The organism is Sediminibacterium sp. FW305-C-61 (assembly GCF_058231065.1).
Genome location: NZ_JBIQXR010000006.1, coordinates 1 through 22,909, shown reverse-complemented (window position 1 = coordinate 22,909; position 22,909 = coordinate 1). Strand labels below are relative to the sequence as shown.

Sequence of the window (22,909 nt, the reverse complement as noted above, 5' to 3'; positions counted from 1 at the left end):
AATATAGTATGAAGACGGACAAGAATACGGTCATTGGCTTTGTTTTACTGGGTGTATTGTTTTTTATGTACTTCTGGTACAGCAATAAACAACAGACTGCCATCCTTGAAACAAAGAAAAAACAGGAGGATTCACTCGCCCGTGTCAACGCTGCAAAACGCCCCGTGGTAGATACTGCCACAATGCAATTGGACGCTGCAAGAAGAGATTCAGCAGACCGGGCTGCTTTGGCAGGAAATTTCACTACGGCTGCTAATGGAACAGAATCACTGGTTACAGTTGAGAATAATGTGATGAAAGTGGTATTGACCAATAAAGGCGGTCAGGTGAAATCAGTAGAGCTTAAAAATTATAAAAAAGCCGATAGTAATAAAGTTGTGCTGACTGATAAAGCGAATATGGGCTACAGTATCAATACCGGCTCCAACCAGTCTGCCAATACAGGTGAATTGTTCTTTACTGCAGAACCCGTTACGCGCAGTGCTGATGGCTCGCAGGTAGTAACTTTTATACTTGCTGCCGAAAATGGACAAAAAGTTGTGCACCAGTATACCATTAAGCAGGATGCTTATATGATCGACTGGAACGTTGCATTAACAGGAGCAGATAAGTTGTTGAGCCAGGGATTGCTGAACATCAAATGGAACATCGAAACATCACAAATGGAACGTTCTGCTGAATATGAACGTCAGATGTCGAATATCTGTTTCTCTGAAAACAATGAATTTGATTATATCTCTGCCAATAATGAAAAGAAATTTGAGGCGTCGGTACAGTGGGTGAGTGTGGTACAGCAGTTTTTCAATAGCACTTTGATTGCTAAGAATGGCTTTAACAGTGGCCAGGTACAATGGCAACGTAAAACCGATTCAACCAATTCCCTGGCTACCGCAGAGACCAACCTGCAGATGAAATTGCCTGTATCGGCTTCTGTATCGGTTCCTTTTCAGTTGTATTATGGTCCGAGTGATTATGCTATCCTGAAAAAGCAGGCTCCGGAAATGGATCGTATCGTTAACCTGGGTAGGGATATGTATTCATTCGTGCGTCCGATCAACAAATACATCATTATGCCGGTATTTGATTTCTTTGCCGGTTTCGTTTCCAATTTCGGTTGGGTGGTATTATTGTTAACCTTATTTATCCGTTTGGTAACTTCTCCACTGACTTATAGCAGTTATCTGAGTGGTGCTAAAATGAAAGCATTAAGACCGGAACTCGATATATTACGTGGTAAGTTCGGCGATGATAAACAGGGCTTCGCAATGGAGCAGATGAAACTATTTAGGGAAGCTGGCGTAAATCCATTGGGTGGCTGTATTCCTGCATTATTACAGATTCCCATATTCTTCGCGCTTTATAGCTTCTTTAATGCTAATATTTCGCTGAGGGGACAATCATTCCTTTGGAGTGATGATCTTTCTTCTTATGATGTGATTGCTACGCTGCCATTCTCCATACCATTAGGTTTTGGTGATCATATCAGTTTGTTTACCATTACAGCGGTTGTAACAAGTTTCCTGATCTCTATTTATAATATGAGTATGACTCCAACGCAGGATAACCCTATGTTGAAGTATATGCCCTATATTTTCCCATTCATGCTGTTGTTCATTTTCAACAGGTTGCCATCGGCATTAACCTGGTATTATACAGTATCGAACTTAGTAACCCTTGGACTTCAGTTTGTGATTCAGAATTATATCATTAACCACGATCAGATTCTGGCTAAAATAGACGAGAAACGCAAGGCGCCTAAGAAAAAGAGCAAATGGCAGGAGCGTTATGAGCAAATGATGGAAAGCCAGAAAAAATTACAGGATCTAAAGGAAAAAAACCAGAAGCGTAAATAAGCCATGGTTTTGTTAAATCAATATTTTTTGAAAGCCCTGCACCTGTTGCGGGGCTTTTTTATTAACATTGGCACGGAATTGTATCTATTTATACAAATGACCCGTATGAAAAAACTGGTAATATTTACTTATTTGCTGTTCATCTCAACCTTAATGTTTGCACAGCAGCGTGTTGTGGCAGAATGTACGGTAGTGTATAATATAACCCTCGACGATCAGGCCACCGATGCAGCAGCAGCAGCAACACTTCGTGCTACTACTAAAACAGTTTATATAAAAGGGGTAAATAGCCGAACCGATTTGGTGAGTCCTTCTTTCTCACAATCTGTTATTTATAATAAACAAACATCTACTGCAACGATCTTACGTCATATCGGGGCCAATAAGTTTTTAACCAAGCTGGATCAGCAAAAATGGATTGCAGAACATGCCAGATACGACAATATGAAACTGATTAAATCTGACGAAACCAAAACCATCCTGGGATATGAGTGTAAGAAAATGATACTGGAATTAAGCGATGGTACGGGTCTAACAGTGTATTATGCAAATAATATCGCTCCGTCTGTAAAAGAATTTGAATACCAGTTTAAAGATATTCCTGGTTTGGTTCTTGAATATGAAGCAACAGAAGGCGAGGGGAAGAAAATAAAGTATACCGCATCTCAAATTAATTTTAATCCTGTAGCGGCATCAAGGTTTGATATACCAACAAGCGGGTACAGAATACTTAACTAATCAAAGGAGAATCAATAATAAAACAGGAAACAGATTAACGCTGCGCAGGTGCAGGCGTTTTAAACTTTGGAACCTTTACTTTGAATTTGTAAGGGTATACGTAAGAAGTGTTGCCATTATTATAACGAACAAGCGAAGTAACTTCCATTCCATTAGAAGTAGCTTGTTGATTTAATGGCTGAGTACCATTCTTAAGGTGCAGTGAATATTTCAATGATGCGTAAGAAACCGCTTTAGAAGAAAGGTGGTTCAGATTCTTCAGGCTATAAGTAGCGTCTTTTGCCTTCTTTTCTGTAATACCCGTAAAAGTAAACGCAGCAAATGCCAATTGCGCACCCAGTACAAACAGGGCTGCAATCGCTAATTTTCTGGTATGTTTACGGACGATCATTTTGACAAAGATAAATATTTATTAAATAAAAAAACAATTTACACAATATTAAGTTAACGTTTAGTTGTAAAAAAAGTTACGGAAAACTTTGAAAAAAGGTTTTTTTAGCCTATTTTAGGTAAACCCATTGAAGATGAGAGATAATCCGTACCGCGAAGACAGAGAAGCCCTCAAAGAACTCCTCCAACAGTATCAAAACCTCAAACAAGGCCGGCAACACAGCTTTATTGAAGAAGATGCTTTCGAACGTATTATAGATTATTACGATGAGAAAGACGATATCAATGAAGCACTTGACGCTGCTGAGATGGGATTGGAGCAATATCCGTACTCATCGCAACTGATGATCAAAAAGGCCGATTTATTACTCGCCTCCAGAAAGTACAAAGAAGCATTGGAAGTACTGGAAAATGCCGAATTATACGATAGCAGCGATATCAACCTCTACATATTAAAAACAGATGCATATTTGGCCCTCGACCAGCAGCCCAGGGCCGTGGAGCTTTTAGAAGCCGCCCTGGAATTATTCGAAGGGGAAGAAAGGCTTGATTTATTGTTTGAACTGGCAGATGTGTACGATGATTATGAAGAGTTTGATAAAGTTTTTGATTGCCTGAAGCTGATATTGGAAGAAGACCCATCCAATGAAGAAGCATTGTATAAAATCTGCTTCTGGACCGATTTCACCGGAAGGAACGAGGAAAGCATACGTTTACACCAGCGCATAATAGAAGATCACCCCTTTAGTGAATTGGCCTGGTTTAACCTTGCCGCAGCCTATCAGGGATTAAAACTCTATGAAAAGGCAATTGACGCCTACCAATATGCGGTGGCAATCGACGAAAAATTTGATTACGCCTATCGCAATATGGGCGATGCCTATTTACGACTGCGTAAATACAAGGAAGCAATTGAAGTACTTGAAAAAGTATTAGAGCTTACACGCCCCGAAGATGTGATTTACGAAGCAATCGGTCATTGCTACCACCGCATGGGTAATTATGCCCAGGCAAGATTTCATTATAAGAAAGCGGTGCATTTGAATCCGGACGACAGTAAACTGCATTACAAAATTGCGGTTACCTATATGCTGGAAGAGCAGTGGGCCAGTGCAGTGAAACAGTTGGAAAATGCCATGCGCATTCATAGATCTGTTCCGGAATACAACCTGGCAATGGGTGAATGCAAAATGAACCTCCACCACTACAAAGATGCGATCCAGTATTTCGGTACTGTGGTCAGACATAAAACCCGAAATGTAGCCGGATGGGAAGCCCTGATTCGTTGCCTGATCAAAGCCGGGTTTAATGAAGAAGCCATTGAGCAAAGTCAGGCGGCACTAAAAGCAACCGACGGTAAACCGCTATTTCTTTTTTACCAGAGTGCCCTGCTCTTTATGATGGGAAAATCCAAAGATGCATTACTGAAATTAGAAGAAGGAATGGAGAAGGCGCCCAAACTGGTAAAGAAATTCATTGAATTAAATCCTGCTATACTCCAAAATAACCAGGTTGTAGATATTGTGGCCCGTTATAAAAAGGGGAAAAAAATATAAACAATTTGCTGCTTTCCTGCTAAACGTGAAAAGGTCGCCTGCAAAATGCGCTGATTAACTTATTTTTGCGTGCGTAAAACAACCTACATGAATTTTAACCTTTCACAGATTCCTGTCAGAACACAACAACCTCGTACTTCCGGTTTAACAATGGTAATGGATAAAGGACTTAGTATTAATGAGGTCCATAATTTCATGAGTGTGGGTGGTCCGCATGTTGATATTGTAAAGCTTGGGTTTGGTACTTCTTTCGTTACCCCTAATCTTCGCCAGAAAATTGAAGCATACCAGTCGTATAATATTCCAATTTATTTTGGTGGAACTCTTTTTGAAGCTTTCCTGATTCGTAATCAGTTTGAAGATTATATCAATGTTTGTAAAGACTATGGTATTCAATACATGGAAGTAAGCGATGGCTCTATCAGTATCCCGCATGCTGAAAAATGTGGTTATATTGAAAAGTTAACCAAACACGGTACAGTATTAAGTGAAGTTGGTAGTAAAGATGCCGCACATATTATCCCTCCTTATAAATGGATTGAATTAATGCGGGCAGAACTTGAAGCTGGCTCATCTTATGTTATTGCAGAAGCAAGAGAAGCAGGTAATGTGGGTATTTACAGAGGAAGCGGAGAAGTTCGTGAAGGACTTGTTCAGGAAATTCTGACACAGATACCAGAAGAGAAAATTATTTGGGAAGCACCGCAGAAAGCACAACAATTATATTTCCTTGAGCTTATTGGTTGCAATGTAAACCTTGGAAATATTGCCCCCAACGAAATACTTGCATTGGAAGCAATGCGTGTAGGCTTGCGAGGCGATACTTTTGAGCTTTATCTCAATAAAGCCTAAGATGAAACGCTACGGTCTTATCGGGTATCCGCTCAGTCATTCCTTTTCACAAAAATATTTCACGGAAAAATTTTTAAAGGAATCGATTGAGGATGCACTCTATGAGAATTATTCCATTCCCGATATTAATGAATTAACGGGCATTTTAAAGGCCAATACAGACCTTTGTGGGTTTAATGTTACTATTCCCTATAAGAAAGCAATACTTGCTTTTCTCAAGTCTTGGTCGCCAGTAGTAGAAACGATGGGAGCATGTAATTGTGTGCGTATTGAAAATGGCGTTCTTACCGGGCATAACACCGATGTGGTTGGATTTGAAAAATCTTTAGAACCCTTCCTGAAACCCCACCATACCAAGGCATTGATACTTGGAACAGGCGGGGCAGCAGCAGCAGTGGCTTATGTTTTTAACAAGCGGGGCATTCAATTCAAATACGTATCAAGACAATCTTCTGACCTGGCCATTTCATATCAGGAGCTTGATGAAGCAACCATGCAGGAATACACATTAATCATCAATACAACGCCACTGGGCATGTCTCCCAATATCAATGAATGTCCGCCAATACCTTATTCTTTTATCGGAGCCGCGCATCATTGCTTCGACCTAATCTATAATCCTTCAGAAACATTATTCCTCCAAAAATCCAAAGACGCCGGGGCTACCATTCAAAATGGCGCAGAAATGCTGGTAATCCAAGCGGAAGAAAGTTGGAGAATTTGGAACGAAGGGAAAGGGAGGTGAATTTCCAATATCCAATAATCAATAACCAATATTCAATATCGAAGTGAATTGATTAGAATTCAAAATTCAAAAGTCAGAATTCAAAAATCAAAGATCAAAAAATCAAAGATCATCATTCTACCCTTAATGTGGTTTTGAGTTTAATTTCTCGGGAGGAGGAGCCAATCATTATGCTGAATGTGCCTGGTTCAATTACTTTTTTTAGTTCATTATTTAGTAATGAAAGATGCTCGGGTAATATTTTAAATTGAACTTTCCTGCTTTCTCCCGCTTTCAGGTGAATGCGCTCAAATCCTTTTAATTGCATAACCGGTTGCGCAACAGAAGACAGTTTATCCCGAATATATAATTGCACCACTTCATCACCTGCCAGATTACCGGTATTATGAACCATACAGGAAACGGTTGTGCTGTCTCCATTTTTCAATAAACTTTTTTCAATGTTTAAATCAGTATACTCAAAACTGGTATAACTCAACCCAAATCCAAACGGGAATAGGGGAAGTCCACTAAGGTTATTATAATCATCGCCACGACCAGTGGGAGCATGGTTATAGACCAAGGGCAACTGTGCTTCTGAAATTGGAAAACTGATGGGTAATTTTCCTGAAGGGTTATAGGCTCCAGTTAGCACATCAGCAATGGCATATCCACCTTGTTCTCCGGGATACCAGGCGTCGATAATGCCATCTACTTTATCGATCCAATCAGTCATGTTAATGGCACTGCCGCCAATTAAAACAACAATTATTTTTTTGCCTGTTTTTGTGAGTGCATTGATCAATGCTTCCTGGTGACCAGGCAATTTTAACGAGGCCCGGTCGCGAAATTCGCCTTCTTCTATGCCGGCAGTTACAATAACTATATCTGATGCTTTGGCAGAAGCAAGAGCTTCATTTATGGCGACCTCATGATTATCCGGTGAATTTACATTCCAGCGTAACTGGATATGCGCATTTCCATTGGTTTCTCTGAATTCAATTCTTATCGGATAATCTTGCTGCTTTTTAAGATTAATTGAATACATCCTGGTATGATAGCTTTGTTTCTCCCACTGATCAATTACCAGTTTGTCATCGATATATAAACGAAAGCCATCATTTCCTTCTATGCCAATTTTAAAATTTCCGGTTACCGGTGCACGTAGAATTCCCTTCCACCTGACACTATAAAAATCATTCTCTAAACGTGCATCAGGGCCATATAAGGTCCAGTGAAAATTGATTTGCTTATCTGTTCTTTCCAGAACAGGTACACCTGAAACGGAGACATTGTTATAATATTCGGCTTGAAGTCCAGGTAAAATATTGTTCCCGGATTTATGGAACAAAACATTTTCAGGAATTAGGGGATATGGTTCATCGGTTCTCGGAACTCCTTCTTTATACCTGATAATCGTGTTAGGTAATAATGCCTGTAATCCTTTTAAAATATTAATCTTATTATTACCCGCACCACTGTATCCGCCAAGTCGTGCTTCAACTGCATCTTTTCCGATCAGGGCAATTGAACGGATATCTTTCGAAAGAGGTAGTGCTTTATTTTTATTCTGCAGTAATACAATAGATTCAAGTGCGGCTTTCCTGGCCAGTTGGCTATGCGTTTTTTGAAAACTGGTATCAGTCGCCGCATTTTCATCTACATACGGTTGCTCAAAAAGTCCCAGTTCAAATTTAGCTTTCAAAACCCTTGAAACGGCATCATCGATCTTTTCCTTGGAAATACGGCCATCCAAAAATGGAGGTATGAAAAGTTTGTAATGATCTATTTGTGTTTGAAATATTACATCAAGACCATTTTCAATCGCTTGTCTGCCTGCGTCATCATAATCAGAAGCTGTATAGTGAAGTACATTGGCGCCGCCTACCGCACTGGCATCTGAAATTACAAACCCTTTAAAGCCCCATTTTGATTTAAGCGTTTCTGTAAGTAGTTTTTTATTTGCGGTAGCTGGTGAACCATCAACAGAGTTATAGGCCGTCATAACAGACCTTGCGCCAGCTTTTTGGATGGCATTGATAAACGGGGGATAATGTACTTCCTGTAATAGGCGGTCGTTGTAATAAATAGGGTAGCTGTCTCTGCCACCATCTCCCACATTGGCAATAAAATGTTTAGGGGTGGTGATGATTTGTCGTTGCTCAAATGATTGAATAAAAGCAACTCCCATTGCAGAACTTAGAAAAGGATCTTCACCATAGGTTTCTTCTGTTCGTCCCCATCTAACATCTGCAGCAATATTAATTACCGGGGATAATACCTGTCTGATTCCCCTTACACTTGCTTCTTTTGCTATCGCTGCCGAAACTTCGCTCATAAGGCCTGTATTCCAGGACGCAGCTAAGCCAATACTTTGAGGGAAAACAGTAGCGCCTTCTCTTACAAGCCCGTGAAGCGCTTCATCAAAAGGTATCATCGGTATGCCCAGTCTTGTTTGTTCTACAAAAAACTTTTGCAGGGCATTTATTTTTTTTGCCAGACTAACTGCATTTTCTCGTGTATTGTATTGCAGCATTTGTTGTGATGCATTACCGTCTGAACCAGCACTCACCTGAAATCCGAATAATCCATGTTTAAATTTATCTTCTTCTCCTTTTTTGATTTCGCCTGGTATCATAAAAAGTTGAAAGAACTTCTCTTCTTTGGTCATCCTCGAGAGCAGGTCTTTTACCCTTTCAGCAATTGGGAGAGATTTATTTTTATAAGGCAGCATGTTTTGTGCAATGCTAACGACACAGGTAATCAATGCAGCGAACAGTATAATGATTATTCGAAACTGCTTCATTTTACAAAACTTAAAATTGAGTAAGCTTGGTTATGGCCGCTTCTGGGATACTGGTTTTCTTTTTGGCGGTATAATCATAACAAATCATGCCTGTTTTGGCTTTAGCAGCAATAACCCATCCTTCTGTTGTTGCCACTTCAATTTTGTAATAGAGGTCGAAACCAAGTTTGTCGAGATCTGCGGCTACAACACCGATGCGGATACGATCGAGATGGTTTAATTCTTTTTTGTATTCAAGTGCCACATCTGCCATAATAAGTCCGGTGCCTTCAAAAGATAGTTCCTGGTATCCAAGTGATAAAAGATATTGCTGTCGGGCTTCATGGATCAGCGATAAAAATACATCATTGCCTACATGACCTCCATAATTCAGATCAGTGATACGGATTACCAGTTCTGTTGTGAACGAAAATATAGGAGGTAGAGTTAATTTTATTCTGTTCATTGGTCTTGTTGGTTTAAAAAATCCACCAATTGTACAATGGCTTTTTTGCGATGACTGAATTGGTTCTTTTCATCCATACTCATAGTTGCAAAACTATCTGTAGCGCCGTCGGGTATAAATACAGGATCATATCCAAATCCTTCTTTGCCGGTTTGTATCAAAGCAATGTTGCCTTTACAGATTCCTTCAAACTGGTATTCATGATTGTTCCAAATCAGCGATACGACAGTTCGGAATTGGGCAGATCTGTCGGAATGATTTTTTAGGTTCAAAAGTAATTTGTCGATATTGGCCTGAAAGTTTTTGTCATCACCCGCATAACGTGCACTTTTTACACCAGGTTCGCCATTGAGTGCAAAAACTTCAAGTCCGGTATCTTCACTAAATACATTTTTTCCCGTTAACCGATGTATGGTGGCAGATTTTTCTGTTGCATTGGCTTCGAGGGTTGGATGAGGCTCGGGAATATCTATGTCGATGCCAGCTTCTTTAAGACTAATGACTTGCACTTGTTTGCCAATCACATGATTGATTTCATCAACTTTATGCTGATTATTTGTGGCAAAAATGAGTATGGGTTTATTCATCACAGGTTGAACATATTTTTAAGGCTGAGCCAAAGTTTACTTTTTTCAAGCTTAGCTTCTTTGGTGTCAGCGGTCATCAATTCAAGAGAGGGAGCGAATAGCATGGAGCAGTTATCATACGCCTGTACCTGGTAGTTGGGTAGGTCAAAAGGTAACTGCAAATCAGCAGCAGCAATATCGAAAACCATCAGGTATTTTGGATGGAGCCAGCTTTTAATCGCAGTCAAATCGAGTGGGGTGTTCAAATGATTTACAATGGCAACATCACCCAGGTTCAGTTTGCAGGCTGATAAAATGGCAGACAAAAACTGCAGGGAATGGTCATTTAGGTAAACCGCAGTGGCATCTTTGACTAAAATGCTAATATTTTTACGGTTATCCCCTAAAAATTCATGTTTTATTGGGGCAACCGGCTCTTTTTTTTTCGGTAAATTGCCTTCGCTTAAAGCCGCTTCAATAACCACCAGATGTGATTTATACAGATCGGAAAGCACGAAATCGGGAAGTTGTGTTTTTGATGGATTCATTCCACTAAAAATATTAACGATTGTTAGTTTTTAATTTTTTTGTTTCTTTGCGCCAAATATAGAACTATGACAGCAGCACTAGACATAAACGTTACGAAAGTTGAGACCAGTAAGTTACTCGATATGACGTTGGAAAATATTCCTTTTGGGAAATATTTCACGGATCACATGCTTGAGGCTGATTATGAGAACGGTGAGTGGAAAAATGTAGAAATAAAACCATACCAGCCTTTGCTGATGGAGCCATCAGTTGCTGCCCTGCATTATGGTCAGGCTATTTTTGAAGGCATCAAGGCTTACAAAGACCAGGATGGTAATGTTGCCATTTTCCGCCCACAGGATAATTTTAAAAGATTCAATATTTCTGCTGAGCGTATGCAGATGCCTACCGTACCTGAAGAAATTTTCATGGAAGGTATGCGTATGTTGATTGATATAGACAGGAACTGGGTTCCATCAATGAAGGACCATTCATTGTATATCCGTCCATTTATGTTTTCATCTGATCCTGTAATTGGTGTAAAACCTTCTGATACTTATAAGTTCATGATAATATTGAGTCCTACCGGACCATATTACACCGCCCCGATGAAAATTTATGTAGAAGAAAAATACACACGTGCTGCACCGGGTGGGGTAGGCTTCTCTAAAAATGCCGGTAACTATGGGGCAAGTATGCTTGCTACAGCGCAAGCTAAAAAAGCAGGCTATGATCAGGTTCTTTGGACAGATGCTTTTGAACACCGTTACTTGCAGGAAGTAGGTACCATGAATGTATTCTTCATCATTGGAAATACTGCGGTAACTCCTTCACTTGAAGAAGGAACGATATTGGCTGGTGTAACCAGGGATAGTGCGATGGAAGTGCTTAAAGACATGGGCTTTGAGGTTATTGAGAAAAAAATCAGTATTGAAGACCTGATGGATGCGCATCGTGCCGGATTATTGTACGAAGTATTCGGAACAGGCACTGCAGCAACTATTTCAATGATTAAAGAATTGCGTTATAAGGATTATGTAATGCATTTTGATACAGATAAATGGAAAACTGCTCCTGAATTAAAAGCCAGGTTAACCGATATCCGCGAAGGAAAGGTAGCAGATACCCATGGCTGGATGTATCGTGTTTAATACGATTTATTTCATTTGAACTTTTAAGGGTGTGGACCGTAGACCATGGTCCATAGTCAATAGTCCATGGTCAATTCTCCATGGACTATTGACTATGGTCTATGGACCTTCACGCTAACTTTGATACCCATTAAAGTTTAATAAAAGTTTTAGCAATTACCAGTTTCCCTGAATGTACTTCAACAAGGTAAGTACCTCTTAATAAACCGGAAAGTGAAACCTGCTCTGTAAAACTTAGCTGTTCTCCCATAGCTCGGCTGATCAATACCTGTCCTTGTAAGGTTTTTACCAGAATGGTTGTCAGGCTTTTTTTTCGTCCCTGGAAAACCAGTGTAAGCATATTGTAGGAGGGAACCGGATATAGTTGTAATTGCAAAGGTTCTTCAATTGGTTCTGGTGGTATGGGTGATCTTATAACAAACCTGTTGCTGCCAAAGCTTGCCGTATCGGATGTTATATCAAAATCATAAGATTTGTTTTTAGTAATACTCATTTTCCTTCCTGTAAAATGATCATGTAATTCAAGTTGAATGCCTGGCTTTAACCAGGTCCTTGAAAATTTTAAACTAAACTGTTTCGGTGGATTAGTATGAATGCATAGTGGTATATAGGTTCGGTTTGTCATCCATCTTGCATCTATAGCAAGGGGTATGCTGTCTGCGCTAAGTGTATAAAGGTTTGCACCAGGGTTGGCTATTTTTTCCGCATCTGCTGCATCAAATCTTGTTCGGGCTATATCAGTATCAAGTAACAAAACCTGGTCATAAATAATGCTATCATGCATAAGTAATATTTCCATTTGATAAGTGTTTTCGATGATATCAGCTAAAGAATCAGGAATTGGGGATACCATTTTAGATTGTTCAGGATAGGTTAGCCAAATGGGTTGATCAGGTATTGTTTTTATGATATATCCTTCAAACTTTTTAATTCGATTGTTGGCATTAAAAGCTTTTGTACGGTATGCTCCATTTTCTGCCATACTGGTATCCCAAATCCAATAATAGTTACCAATGCCTTCAGACCTGATGATATTTTTTGAATGTATATCAGCCAACAATGGGTTGCCAGTAAAAATAAAATTACTGTCTGGTGATGCAGGATATTCAACAGTTACATCACCTGTTTCCAGACGACCTTTAAAAAGCAAGGAAATAGGTGCTGCTTCATTTTTTATGGTTCCGGGAATAGATAAAATAATGCCTTGTTGTTTTGCCCATTTTGTTCCTTGAAAAGCTGGATTTGACTGTATTTTTTGCCATGATAATAATGGAAGTCCATCCGGTGATTGTTGTATTCCACCCAATGTATAAACATTATCTGCAGGGAAAGTAGTAGAGGTGAAAATAGTTTGTTCATTTTCAAATATCACTCGGTTTGTATCCTTAGGATAAATAGGTAAATCTGATTGAAATGGATGATGCAGAAATTGCTCGCGATCCCTGCCATTAATTAAATGATGGTATTGAATGTCGCCCTTAAGAATAGTGCCAGGCGCATTTGGATAATTGGAAGCGTTATTGGATAAGATAAGTTTGTTATTGGTATTTAATTGACCTTTTTGAATGGATAAATAATCTGTGACATTGATTGTATCAATGATTTCCAATTCTGTTCCTTTTGCGATAAGTCTGGCTACAGATTTATTTAGGAAAGATCCAGTTTTCAATGCTTGTTTTTCTTTTGAACTTGTTATAAGCGTTCCGGATCTTGCGTCTATATTATTGTTTCCAGTGATATTGTTTCTCAAAACCAACGTGCCATTTATTTGTAACGCTGTATTCGGTGCTGCGAATATTGAACCTGCAAATGCACTATCCGTAATTTTTACAGATCGATGAGTAGCTGTCTCGGATAAATAAACATCGGTTAGCTGATCTGGTACCAAAGCACCACACCAGTTAGCGCCATGATGCCAACTGTCTGAACTGCTGCCCAACCATAATCCCTTGTTTTTTACCTGAATCAGTACTTCCGCAGAACTATCCACACATCCGCCAGAATATGCTATCCGTCTGTATCTCATGCTTTGCTGGAGATTTAATGGGAAATAACTGGCTTGGTTAAATTGACCACTGGCTGTGACAAAAGATTTATTTATACCTGTATCTGCTGATTCCCATTTGAATTCAAAAACGCCATTTCCACCTTCGGTATTACCAGTTAGCGGAACTGCAGAAAAACCAGCACAAATAACCTGACCAGATGCAATACGATTTACGTTGATAGGCTCATTAACCTGTAGGAATATTTTTTTCCTGCTGGAATTTATACCATCTGAAACCTGGATAATACATTCATCAGTTCTGGCGAAAAATGCGGAAGAAGAATAACTTATTGTTGGTAAGCTATTATTGTTGGAAGTCCATTTACTACTTGCTGGAAGTCCAGAAATAATTCCGGTTGAAGGGGCTTTTACCAAACTCCATTCAATGTTTTCTCCCAATTCAATATTTGCTGCCTGTAAGATGGAAATCATTGAGGTAACTCCTTTTGAACATACCTGTACAATATTAGAGCTATCCATAAAAAGCGGCACAATTCCATCAACAATAATATTACTCAAGCTTCCTATATTTCTCAACACAGGCAATAAATCATTCCCACTACTATCGGTAATGCCAGCACAATTCATTAATATCGATGAAATGCTGATACCTTTTTTATCTGAAACACCAGGTGGAACAATCCAGTAAAATTTTAACGGGTTTTGTGTTCCAGCAATATAGAGGGCTTTATAGATGTTGGAAGCTGCGCTGATTTGAATGCCGAATCCATGGATATTCGATGGGATAATGAGTGGCTTTGAAATGAATACAGAAAAAGAAATGGTGTCGCCCATTCCATAATTTTTTGCAGCAGGTGTGATCACATTATTTACTATAGGAGCAACTGCATCGACGCGATGTTGACTAAAAACACCCGCATTGGGAATTTGATTGATCAATTGGTTGCCTGCTAAATCTAAAATTATGGCGTTGTTTAGTGTGATGGTGTTACTGATTCTGATACCGTCCATATCTAGCTCATCAGGTTGGATGATGTAGCAAAATTCGAGTGATTGGGAGTAGGATCGGTAGAGGTATGGATTTTTCACCCTGGTTCCGATAGTAATGGACAGCAATGGGCTACCTAATGAACTATCTATTTTTATTGCTTCGGTAAAAAGTATTTGTAAGAATAAACTGTCCCCAGATTTATACATCATTTTTTCTGGCAAAACAATTCGCTCTATTTTGGGTTTCGTTAAATCAATAGGGTCGTTATCATAATTGATGATGAATATAGAATCGATATTTTCATTTCCTGCTTGATCACGGATGCGAATTGTTGCGGATAAATTTTCTGAAGCATTTATTTCACGACTTCCTGAATTTGTTTTGACTACACAATATGATTTCCAACAACTATCGTTCAACCTTGTAAACAATTGGAGTGGGTATCCTGCTAAATTTCCGTTAATAAGTTCTAATGAATTTTTTTCTGGAACTAAGTTTATTGTTAATTGTATGGTGTCTCCTGCCTTGTAAGGTTTGTTGTCATAGGTGATTGATTTAATGAATGGTTTTGTTTTGTCTATTATTGTCTGATTGGCAGCAAAAGGTGCATTGAAAACTACTGGTTGATATGTATTATTCTTTAAAAAAACGGGCGTAATTATGCCGTCGGAATTCCCGGTTGATATAGCAATCAGCCAGGAGTAGCTTTCATTTGTAAGGCTAACAATTGTTGCATCCGAATTTGTATTTTCAGATAATTGAAAATCTCCGGCGCTGATATTTTGAAGAGAATCTTTGAAGTAAATGCGATAGTAAACTGTATCAAGATTAGTGATGGCATTCCCCGTTCTTTCAAAAGATTGCACAATGGTTGGTGTATGCCATAAAATGTTTTTTCCATAGGTGATTCCGGCTTCGTTTGTACCATAAGCCTGAAAATAAATCGCTGTTCCCGTAGGTAATTGAAAAATAGTATCATTAAAATTCACGAAGGAGCCAGTGTGTGGTATACATGTTTTTTCATTAAAGAGCGAGTCTCGTCCCCAACAGAAACCAGATGCTATAATTGGACTACCACCATTGGCAATTATAGTGCCGTGAATAATGCAATCTTTTTCATTTAATGGTGTGATTGAATCTGTAGTAATAATTGGCAAATCCACGGTTGTTGTAAAGGAGTCGATGCTACTGAGTAAAGTTCCAGATTGGTTGATGGCTTTTAAAAGGAAATAATATTTCGTTTTAGGAAGCAATCCTAGGATAGGATTTGTAACTAAAACAGGTCCGGTTCCTGCATTAATCAATGAGTGAATTGAAATAGGTGTTGTAAAATGTATGGAAGTATCTAACAATAATTCCAAGTTGGTAGCAGCTAATTGATCATCGATAATTGCTTTTATAATTCCTGATCGACTTGAAATCGAATCAACCTGAATTGCTCCGATAGTTGGTGGCCCGATTTCCTGTGTTGCTTTGAAACTAAAATCATCGATAGCCATTGCATCATCTGAGCCTGTTTCGTCGGCATCTGACCATTGAAATACTAAATACTGACCTGGAAGCCATCGTATGTCTGTAATGGTGTTTGAAATGAGGTTTTGATTAATGGGTAATTGCCCATTTAATGTGGCAGAACCGGAACTGGTATGAATGGAGCTGAGGTTCAGGTTTGGGAGAAACTTAATGCTATCCAGATGGAGGTTTGAAGAATCACTTTGGATAAAACCACATTTCCAGGTATTGATATTGCCTGAACCTCCTTTTCTCCATTGTGAAGCGAGGAACTGGATGGTTAAGTGATTCAGTATTATTCCGGTTTCGTTTTTGAGTATGATACCAAATCCATAAATACCAGTTCCGGAAGCCAATGTGCCCAGGGCTCTGTTAATGTTACCCGAAGGACCAAAACTATACACACCACTTCCCGTGGATGAGCCGGTACTGGTTGAAAAATTTGTATTTGATTGGGAGCCTGTCATCTGTCTGATAAACCATCCTTCTAACCCAGTTAAAAGAAGTGGTGAATCGGCTAATGAAAAAGGACCTTTGCCTATGAGGCTGATGCTTCCGGTTACAGGAAGTGTATTAAATGACTGTTGAAGGGTTAAGGAGGTATCGTTATAGCCCAAAGGGGTAGGCAATTGTTGGCCTCTTAATACAGAGGAAAATAACAATAGATAAAATAGGTGAAATATTTGCTTTGGCATATCCTGAACTTTGCGGGATAAACCTAGGTCATGACAATCAGCGGAAGTAAGGCTTGAGATGAACAGCGTAATAATTCATCAGATTTAGGCGGTTATTACCTGTTAGAGGCCATTGCGGGTATGTACATTTAGCATTTGAACAGGTACAAACCATTGCTGTCCGGTGAAAATTGGCTTCAAGCTGCAGGCCGCAAGCTACAAGCCTTGATGGGTACTTATTTTAGATTTTCTGCTTTTAATGGAATTTAAGAGGGGGCGAAAATATAAAGTCAGTTGCTTAAAGAAATATTTGGTTGCCCTAAATGCACAATCAGCTATTAATAGAACACAGGTCTTCATACGCGACACATATAGCTCGCGGTTAAATTTCCCCAGACAACAATGGGTACAATCTCGCACCAGAGCATAAATTTTCAGTTTAGCAAAGGCTTAAGGCTTAACATTTTCCAATATTGAGTATTCAGGATAAATATCAACATGAGCTGGTAAAGGGTTTTCAAAGTATTAAATGATGGTCAGATAAACACAAATAACACTAATGCATTGTGTTACACAGAAATATTATTCATTATAAATATCTATCATGCCCCAGTTAAATGCGGTCTTTTAAAGGGTGGGGTTTGATGGGAGTTATATCGGGATAGGATGGGGGTGTGATGGGGGTTTATTTACTGTCTTCTATTGAAAAACTTTACAGTTGGTGTTATAAAGAGTTTACTGAATAGTTGAGGTTATTTTTAATGGAATAACAGGGTTTAAGCACGGCTATTTGTGTATTTTTTGAGCGATTTTTGCCCTATAAATGGCTTAAATAAGGATATTATCCACAGTCTCCAGTAAAAATTTCGAAAACTTTTTGAATTTTCAGATGCAGCCATTACCTTTGCCGTCCGAAATTTTAAACGGTAAATAATGCCTACAATACAGCAATTAGTTAGAAAAGGTCGCGAAATTATCAGGGCCAAAAGTAAATCAAGGGCTTTGGATGCTTGTCCACAACGTCGTGGAGTTTGCACAAGGGTATACACAACTACTCCAAAGAAACCAAACTCAGCTCTGCGTAAGGTAGCGAAAGTGCGTCTGACCAATAAAGTAGAAGTTATCGCATATATTCCGGGTGAAGGACATAACTTACAGGAGCACTCAATTGTACTGATCCGTGGAGGTCGTGTTAAGGATCTTCCGGGAGTACGTTACCACATTGTTCGTGGTAGCCTGGATACTGCCGGTGTAAAAGATCGTAAGAAGAGCCGTTCTAAATACGGAACTAAGAAAGAAAAGGCAAAAAAATAACCTAATATTCTGTTAATCAGCTAATTACAATACGTCATGCGTAAAGCACAAGCCAAAAAATTACCCTTAGCACCAGATGGTCGTTTCAATGATAAACTGGTAACCCGTTTTATTAACAACCTGATGTGGCAGGGTAAGAAAAGTACTGCAATCAACATTTTTTATGATGCAGTAGACAAGGTAACCAAGATGACTGGTGAAGATGGTTATGAGACCTGGAAAAAGGCCATTGCTAATGTAACTCCTGCTGTTGAGGTTAGAAGCCGCCGTATCGGTGGTGCAACTTTCCAGATTCCTTCTGAAGTTCGTGCAGACCGTAAAATTTCTCTGAGCATGAAATGGTTGATTCGTTACAGCCGTGAGCGTAATGGTCGTACCATGGCAGATAAGCTGGCGAATGAGATCGTAGCGGCCAGTAAGGGAGAGGGTGCAGCTTTTAAAAAGAAAGAAGATACCCACAGAATGGCTGAAGCAAATAAAGCCTTCTCTCACTTTAAAGTATAAATAAACTTTATTTTATATAAAAGCCCCAATTTGGGGCTTTTTTTATGAGATTATAATTAGCTTAAAATATCATAAGTAGTTTTTTCACTACACATCATAGTCTATCTTTGTACAACAATATCCAATCCTACAAAGTACCACGTTTTAATCCGCGCCTTGAATCCTAATGAGTTTAAACACTCAACCTACCCTTAATCCAGTCCTAGAAAAGCTGTGATTACTGTATTAAATAATTGATTTTCAATTATTAGCAACAAAAAATCCTATTCTCTGAAGACAGCGTTTTAACACAACGCCGAATCTTGTAAGTCTTAATCCGCTTACACCAGGTCCAATCCTTTGAAACCAAACCGATCCAATCCATCCACGTCTCTTTGATCTGTCCGGTCATGCCAGTTTATCCAAAAACAGCCCCGTACAGATGACAAACGGTCGTTATCCTCTGCAAGCCATGCTGATCAGAAAGCATTCAATTTCTGAGCAAACAAGCAAACTAATCCGGAAATCAACAAAAGATGAAACTGATTCAAAAAATGCAAGCGTTTATTTTGGCTACCCTATTGGTGTCAGGCGCTTTGTTTTTTGCTGGTTGTGGTAAAGAAACTGTTACTCCTAAATCTGAACATGAGCAACTTTTTGATTACCTCACTGGCACTGGTAATAAGCAATGGTTTCTAAAAGCGGTGTATGTAAATGGCGTAATTCAGCCTCTTACTGATGCCCAGAAAAAGTATTACAAAACCTATACAAGAACGCAAACACCCTTTTTCGCCACATTTCTTGATGATGATGGAAACAGAGGAGATGCATTTCTGTTAAGTGTAATTCAGTTAAAAGAGTCAATCAACAATGGCCCATTAGGGGCTTTGACAAGGGATTATGTGATCCGTGAGTTAAAAGAGAAATCAATGGACCTGGAGATTACTGCTCCTGCAGGACAACCAGCGCAGATCGTGAGAGAAGTTTACTATGCCAATTAAGAAACTAGCATATATCATCGTTGCTTTAATGGTACTTGCCAGTGTTTCTGGTAAGGCTCAGATGAGTATTAGTTTCCTTAGTTCGAATGGAGGAATTATAAGTACCCCATCTATGAACTTGGGTGGTACTTCTAAATGTCTGGTAATTGGTGGCTCGGCCGCTTCTTTGAATGTGGCAAATAACGGAACCGGGGCTTTTGACCCGTCTTGTAAAGAAAAGCCTCCTGTTGCAGACACTATGAAGTTCTCTTTGTCGTTAAATATGTATCCAAATCCTACTCGTGGTTCGACTACGCTGAAAGCATCAGGTGATTTTGATGAGAATCTGTTTTGTGTAGTTAAAGTGATTGCTTTAGACGGGAAAATACTATTTGGCGAGCGGATCCAGATGAGTAAGATTAAAGCAGGCTTTAAAATCAATGGAGATAGATGGGCTGCTGGTACTTATGTGGTAACCGTTGAGTTGATGAACAAGCGTTATAGCTTGCAATTAAGCAAATTATAATCGTTGAAACGGGGCTAAATATGGTATTTTTGTAAGATAGGTTTCGTATTTTACAATATTACCCTAACATATTGGAAGACATTGACATATCCTATGAAAAACCAGTTTTTAAAAGTCTTGTCCTCTGAAAAACCAAAAAAGGTTAAAAGCCGTATCCTATGGGAAACCATTAAGTAAAACTTATTTGGAAACCATACAATTTAATCGTGTATGAAAAACACAACCATCAAACTGGGTATTCTATTACTGTTTGTCTTTATGGCAGAGAGTCTGATTGCCCAACCGCCACCATTTTGGTTTTTGCAAAGTGTTGCAAAAGACAACCAGGGAAATCCTGCACGCAATAGAACTATTCATTTGCGCCTTGGGATATATCATGGAACTCCGGTGAACGGAACTTTGGTATATGAGGAATCGCAGCAGGTGCAATCTGATAATGATGGTGTATTCGGATATACCATGGGAAAGGGGATCCGAACCAATAACCCGACCTTAAAAGATAGTTTGAATAAGATTGATTGGGGTAATGGTCCATATTTTGTAAATACAAAAATTGCGATTGCTCCATCAATTGCTGCTCCATGGTGGATACCTGCCAATAATTATGTTGATATAGGTACCTCACAAATTATGAGTGTGCCTTATGCTATGTATGCAGGTAATGCAAGTGTAACGAATGTGAATACAAATATTTCTCCTGGGCCACCAAATACATTTTTAACAACGGATAGTCTTGGAAATGTAAACTGGACTGTACCTCAGGCCGCACAGGTAAATGTTACACAAGTCACAAATGTAACTTCAAGTTTGGATCAAATTGCAGGAGCTAATGCTAGAATCAAACCCAATACGACTACTGTTATTGAGTTAGATGTTCCAAATGCAAAAGTAGGAGATCCTATTTTAATTACTGCACTTGATGATTATATTGATTGGACCGTTTATGGTGCATGGTGTAAGACCGACGGAAAGGTGAATATTCGGTTTGGTAATTTTACTGCAAATGAAGTAACGGTATTAGGGAGTAAATATAAAATAGTCCTTGTAAAATAATTTAAGTGAGTATTAGTCAACGCATAGTGAGAAAATTTGCATCGATTCCAAAGGGGCTATTAATTTTATTAGTAGTCTTATTATCATTGGTGTCTACCAAAACTAATGCTCAGATCTTTGGTGATAACCTTGGTAATCACCGTGCGGATACTACTTTGAATATGAACGGCAACCTGATATTGAATGCGAGAGGGGTTGCTATTGGAACAAGTGTTATTTTGAACAGGCATATTGCTTTACAAATCGATGGTTTAGATAAAGCATTGTTGTTACCTCGTATAACAGATACTTTGGCTATTCCATATGACAGTGCTAGAAATGGTATGCTTGTTTATAGTCTGGCAGACGAAAAATTTTATGTAAGACAAAGGGGCGTATGGACCAGCTTTGGTAGTTCTAATGGAACATCCGGAGTGGTTACTTTTAACGGATACGCTGGCGCTATTACCATGAGCGGTGATTCAAGTGTTACTGTAACTACCGTAAATGGTACCGACTGGACAATCGGAACTAAATATTTAACGCCAATTTGGAATGCTAACCGATTGATGTCGCGTTTGATCTCTGGAAATGCACCTTCAAACGGGCAGGTTTATGTTTTCAATTCAAGTAATAATACATGGGAACCGAGGAATGTCGGTACGTTAACAGCTCCTACATTTAATGGCTTAAGAACAGATTCTATTGTTACAACTTTTGGTGGAGTTCTCCGAAAGATTCCTTCGTCAAGTATATTATTTGTTGAAGATACTTCGGTAATGTTGAGTGGTTATGTTAGGGAAAACAGGTTCCTGGATTCTCTTGCTGCTATACGTGCTAGTATGGCGCAGTTGAAAGTGAATATTGACACACTTCCTAATCTTGTTGTAACCGGAACTATCACTGGAGGCACTTTTAGCGGAACATTATCCCCATCTTCTCAGGCAAGTATCACTAATCTTGCAAATGTAAATTCGATTACGGCTACGAATGCCAATATTACAAATGCTAAGATTACCAACCTGACTGGTTTAGCAAACTTAAGTGCAACAGGAACTATACAAGCCGGAACATTAAGTTCAACAAATGCGAACATTTCGAATATTTCTGGTCTTACTAATCTAAGTGTTACCAATACTATACAGGCCGGTAGTGTAAGTGCAACAAATATTACAGGAAGTTCAGGCATTTTCGATAATATCACTGTAACTGGTAATATAGTTGGGGGAACGATCAGTGCTACTTTAAATAACGGCACGCAGAATACCATTACTAATCTGGCGAATATCCAGAACTTAACGGCGAGTGGCACGATCAGTACAAATACGATCAGTGCAACTACTGCGAATATTACGAACCTTACAGGTGTATCTAATTTTAGTGTAACAAATACGATTCAGGCAGGAACTGTAAGTGCAACGAATGCAAATATTTCAAACTTAAGTGGCTTAAGTAATTTAAGTGTAACTGGTACTGCTCAGATTGGTACCGTAAGTGCGACTAATGTAAATGGTGGTAATGGAACATTTGATAATATTACTGTAACTGGTAACATCGTAGGCGGCACGATCAGCGCTACTTTAAATATCGGCACGCAGAATACCATTACTAATCTGGCGAATATCCAGAACTTAACTGCAAGTGGCACGATTAGTACAAATACGATCAGTGCTACAACAGCTAATATCACTAACCTGACAGGCTTAACTAATTTAAGTGCAACAGGAACGATTGAAGCGGGAACTGTAAGTGCAACCAATGCAACGATCAGTAACTTAAG

18 protein-coding genes are annotated in these 22,909 nt (G+C 39.0%); 12 read left to right on the top strand and 6 right to left on the bottom strand.

Annotated features, from left to right (window positions below):
- The first annotated feature begins 8 nt into the window (after positions 1 to 8).
- Together yidC and ACH30E_RS14715 are read left to right on the top strand one after the other, a co-directional pair.
- The gene (yidC, locus tag ACH30E_RS14720) at positions 9 to 1,853 is read left to right on the top strand and encodes a membrane protein insertase YidC (RefSeq protein ID WP_490825437.1); all 1,845 of its coding nucleotides are present in this window, start codon (positions 9 to 11) and stop codon (positions 1,851 to 1,853) included.
- A 105-nt stretch (positions 1,854 to 1,958) separates the two neighbouring features.
- A complete protein-coding gene (locus tag ACH30E_RS14715) occupies positions 1,959 to 2,591 on the top strand; it encodes a hypothetical protein (protein WP_490825436.1) in 633 nt (210 codons plus the stop codon).
- 34 nt (positions 2,592 to 2,625) lie between these two features.
- Here ACH30E_RS14715 and ACH30E_RS14710 read toward each other — a convergent pair whose 3' ends face one another.
- A complete protein-coding gene (locus ACH30E_RS14710) occupies positions 2,626 to 2,982 on the bottom strand; it encodes a hypothetical protein (RefSeq protein WP_294996492.1) in 357 nt (118 codons plus the stop codon).
- 133 nt (positions 2,983 to 3,115) lie between these two features.
- Here ACH30E_RS14710 and ACH30E_RS14705 point away from each other — a divergent pair, with 133 nt between their 5' ends.
- The 3 genes from ACH30E_RS14705 (at position 3,116) to ACH30E_RS14695 (ending at position 6,134) form a co-directional block, all read left to right on the top strand.
- Entirely contained in the window at positions 3,116 to 4,537 is a 1,422-nt protein-coding gene (locus tag ACH30E_RS14705; RefSeq protein ID WP_490825435.1) for a tetratricopeptide repeat protein, read from the top strand.
- 87 nt (positions 4,538 to 4,624) lie between these two features.
- Positions 4,625 to 5,389 (top strand): phosphosulfolactate synthase, encoded by a 765-nt coding sequence (locus ACH30E_RS14700; RefSeq protein WP_294996486.1) that lies wholly within the window; start codon positions 4,625 to 4,627, stop codon positions 5,387 to 5,389.
- A gap of 1 nt (position 5,390) precedes the next feature.
- A complete protein-coding gene (locus tag ACH30E_RS14695) occupies positions 5,391 to 6,134 on the top strand; it encodes a shikimate dehydrogenase family protein (protein ID WP_490825434.1) in 744 nt (247 codons plus the stop codon).
- Between the two features lie 112 nt (positions 6,135 to 6,246).
- On the opposite strand, the gene ACH30E_RS14690 is transcribed toward ACH30E_RS14695, so the two are convergent.
- The 4 genes from ACH30E_RS14690 to ACH30E_RS14675 are packed head-to-tail and all read right to left on the bottom strand — an operon-like array spanning position 6,247 to position 10,478.
- Complete coding sequence (locus ACH30E_RS14690; RefSeq protein WP_490825433.1) at positions 6,247 to 8,919, bottom strand: glycoside hydrolase family 3 protein; 2,673 nt, start codon at positions 8,917 to 8,919, stop codon at positions 6,247 to 6,249.
- Positions 8,920 to 8,929: 10 nt separating this feature from the next.
- On the bottom strand, positions 8,930 to 9,364 hold the full coding sequence (locus ACH30E_RS14685) for an acyl-CoA thioesterase (RefSeq protein ID WP_490825432.1): 435 nt from the start codon (positions 9,362 to 9,364) through the stop codon (positions 8,930 to 8,932).
- Complete coding sequence (gene rdgB / locus ACH30E_RS14680) at positions 9,361 to 9,951, bottom strand: RdgB/HAM1 family non-canonical purine NTP pyrophosphatase (protein WP_490825431.1); 591 nt, start codon at positions 9,949 to 9,951, stop codon at positions 9,361 to 9,363. Before rdgB ends, ACH30E_RS14685 begins: the two co-directional genes overlap by 4 nt.
- On the bottom strand, positions 9,951 to 10,478 hold the full coding sequence (locus tag ACH30E_RS14675) for a hypothetical protein (protein WP_490825430.1): 528 nt from the start codon (positions 10,476 to 10,478) through the stop codon (positions 9,951 to 9,953). The genes rdgB and ACH30E_RS14675 overlap by 1 nt, the downstream gene beginning before the upstream one ends.
- Positions 10,479 to 10,544: 66 nt before the next feature.
- Between ACH30E_RS14675 and ACH30E_RS14670 the strand changes: the two genes are divergently transcribed.
- On the top strand, positions 10,545 to 11,609 hold the full coding sequence (locus ACH30E_RS14670) for a branched-chain amino acid aminotransferase (protein ID WP_294996473.1): 1,065 nt from the start codon (positions 10,545 to 10,547) through the stop codon (positions 11,607 to 11,609).
- 130 nt (positions 11,610 to 11,739) lie between these two features.
- On the opposite strand, the gene ACH30E_RS14665 is transcribed toward ACH30E_RS14670, so the two are convergent.
- Positions 11,740 to 16,815: a T9SS type A sorting domain-containing protein gene (locus tag ACH30E_RS14665; protein ID WP_490825429.1), complete on the bottom strand. Its 5,076-nt coding sequence runs from the start codon at positions 16,813 to 16,815 to the stop codon at positions 11,740 to 11,742.
- A gap of 912 nt (positions 16,816 to 17,727) precedes the next feature.
- Between ACH30E_RS14665 and rpsL the strand changes: the two genes are divergently transcribed.
- The 6 genes from rpsL to ACH30E_RS14635 form a co-directional block, all read left to right on the top strand.
- Entirely contained in the window at positions 17,728 to 18,108 is a 381-nt protein-coding gene (rpsL, locus tag ACH30E_RS14660; RefSeq protein ID WP_026767866.1) for a 30S ribosomal protein S12, read from the top strand.
- Between the two features lie 36 nt (positions 18,109 to 18,144).
- Complete coding sequence (gene rpsG, locus ACH30E_RS14655) at positions 18,145 to 18,612, top strand: 30S ribosomal protein S7 (RefSeq protein ID WP_133475846.1); 468 nt, start codon at positions 18,145 to 18,147, stop codon at positions 18,610 to 18,612.
- Between the two features lie 515 nt (positions 18,613 to 19,127).
- Positions 19,128 to 19,592: a hypothetical protein gene (locus ACH30E_RS14650; protein WP_294996467.1), complete on the top strand. Its 465-nt coding sequence runs from the start codon at positions 19,128 to 19,130 to the stop codon at positions 19,590 to 19,592.
- Entirely contained in the window at positions 19,582 to 20,097 is a 516-nt protein-coding gene (locus ACH30E_RS14645) for a T9SS type A sorting domain-containing protein (protein ID WP_490825428.1), read from the top strand. Before ACH30E_RS14650 ends, ACH30E_RS14645 begins: the two co-directional genes overlap by 11 nt.
- Before the next feature lie 210 nt (positions 20,098 to 20,307).
- Positions 20,308 to 21,150 carry a hypothetical protein gene (locus ACH30E_RS14640; RefSeq protein WP_490825427.1) on the top strand — a complete coding sequence of 281 codons (843 nt, stop codon included), beginning with the start codon at positions 20,308 to 20,310 and terminating at the stop codon, positions 21,148 to 21,150.
- A 5-nt stretch (positions 21,151 to 21,155) separates the two neighbouring features.
- Positions 21,156 to 22,909: beta strand repeat-containing protein (locus ACH30E_RS14635; RefSeq protein WP_490847352.1), on the top strand; the 1,754-nt coding region annotated here is incomplete at its 3' end.